The 1,873-nt window shown below is 65.3% G+C and carries 2 protein-coding genes; one reads left to right on the top strand and one right to left on the bottom strand.

Annotated features, from left to right (window positions below; all coding sequences use genetic code 11):
- Nucleotides 1-225 precede the first annotated feature (225 nt).
- Entirely contained in the window at nt 226-1,116 is an 891-nt protein-coding gene (locus tag WEA77_RS14355; RefSeq protein ID WP_368068562.1) for a tetratricopeptide repeat protein, read from the top strand.
- A gap of 7 nt (nt 1,117-1,123) precedes the next feature.
- On the opposite strand, the gene WEA77_RS14350 is transcribed toward WEA77_RS14355, so the two are convergent.
- Nucleotides 1,124-1,873: aldehyde dehydrogenase family protein (locus tag WEA77_RS14350; RefSeq protein WP_368068561.1), on the bottom strand; the 750-nt coding region annotated here is incomplete at its 5' end.

Here is a 1,873-nt window from a genome sequence, read left to right as displayed (position 1 = left end):
ATCGCCCGCGCCGAAGGGAACGGATCGTCCGCAAGCGCCTTGAAGGCGGCGCTGTAGATGAGATAGACGCGGGCTGCGTTCCTGGGCTTGGCACTGAAATTTTTGTGCATGGGGCATCCTGACAGCATTGCCGGTTAAGAAAGGTCACGGCGGCGTTAACCGAACCTTGACCCCGTCCGTCCATCATCCCGGCTGATGCTGCCGATACATACACGGAGCCTGATGATGTCCAGTGCCAAAACGTCTTTGGCTTTGATCGCTTTCGCCCTTGCGGCGTCTGCCTGCGCCTCGACGCCCAAGGTCGACAAAGAAGTCGAACTGGCCATGCAGGAAGCCCTGCGCCCCGCGTCAGCGGAGGAACGCGCAGCTGCAAACCGCGCCGATCCACTGACCCGCGCAAACTTCTGGGCGAAGGAAAGCAACAAGGACGCCGAGGACCTAAAGGTGGCGATCGAGTTCGCCCGCGCCTTGCGCGAGATCGGCAGCCATGACCGCGCCGTCGATGTCCTGTCGCGCACCCTGATCGTTCATCCGGACAGTCCGGACGTGCTGATGCTGCTGGGCCGGATCCACATGGCTCAGGGCGACGTGGCGACCGCCGGACGGGCGTTCCAGCGTGCCACGGAAGTGGCACCGCAACGATCGGAAACCTGGGCGGCGCTGGGCACCACCTATGACCGGCAGGGCCAGCACCGTCTTGCCCAGACGTCCTATCTGAAGGCGCTCGAGATCGAGCCGCTGCGCACCACAACGCTTACGAATTATGGCCTGTCGCTGGTCCTGTCTGGGGATCTTGTGGGGGCTGAAGCGAAGCTGCGCCTGGCGGCGGCCAATCCCGATGCCGGTGCGCGGGTGATCGAGAACCTCGCGCTCGTCCTCGGCCTGCAGGGCAAATTCGACGACATGAAAAAGGTCAGTGGAGCAGCGGCGCCTGACCAGGTGGTCGATCAGAACGTGGCGCTTCTCCAGGGTCTCATCCAGCCGACGCGCAGTTGGGACGCCCTGACAGAACCGGCCGCGCCCGTGCGCCTTGCTGAAGCGGAGACGCCCTTGGCTGCGCCGGCCTCTCGGGAGACCGAAGAGGCGCCGCAGCGCACCCTGCGCCAGCGCAACTAGCTTTCCCTTAGTCCGTGTCGAACCGTATGCCCTGCGCCAGCGGCAGGGCGCTCGAGTAGTTGATCGTATTGGTGGCGCGGCGCATGTAGCCTTTCCAGGCGTCGGAGCCGGATTCGCGTCCGCCGCCGGTTTCCTTCTCGCCGCCGAAGGCGCCGCCGATCTCCGCGCCGGATGTCCCTATATTGACGTTGGCAATACCGCAGTCCGAACCGGACGCCGCCAGGAAGCACTCGGCTTCGCGCAGGTCGGTGGTGAAGATCGACGAGGAGAGGCCTGCCGGGACGCCATTGTTCATCGCAATAGCGTCCGGGAGTTCGCCGTAGCGCATGACATAAAGTATCGGCGCGAAGGTTTCGCGAAGAACCGGGCCTGTTTGCGCGGGCATCACCACGAGCGCCGGACGCCGGTAGATGCCGCCGCCTGCCTCCACGGCCTCACCGCCAAACACCTCACCGCCTGCCGCGGCCGCGTCTGCAAGGGCTGCAGCCATCGCCTCCCCTGCGGCGGCATCGATAAGCGGACCGACAAGTACGCCGGGCGTCATCGGATTGCCGACCTTTGCTGAGCCCCAGGCCGCGCGCAGCCTCGCGGTCAGCTGGCCCGCGACCGCGTCATGCACAAAGAGGCGGCGCATCGTGGTGCACCGCTGACCGGCGGTGCCGAGCGCCGAGAAGGCGATGGCGCGTACGGTGAGATCAAGGTCCGCAGACGGACAGACAATGGCGCCATTGTTACCGCCGAGTTCGAGGATCGTCTT

Source organism: Hyphomonas sp. (assembly GCF_040882205.1).
In the GTDB taxonomy this organism is placed as follows: Bacteria; Pseudomonadota; Alphaproteobacteria; order Caulobacterales; family Hyphomonadaceae; genus Hyphomonas.
This window is presented reverse-complemented; position numbering and strand designations above follow the sequence as displayed.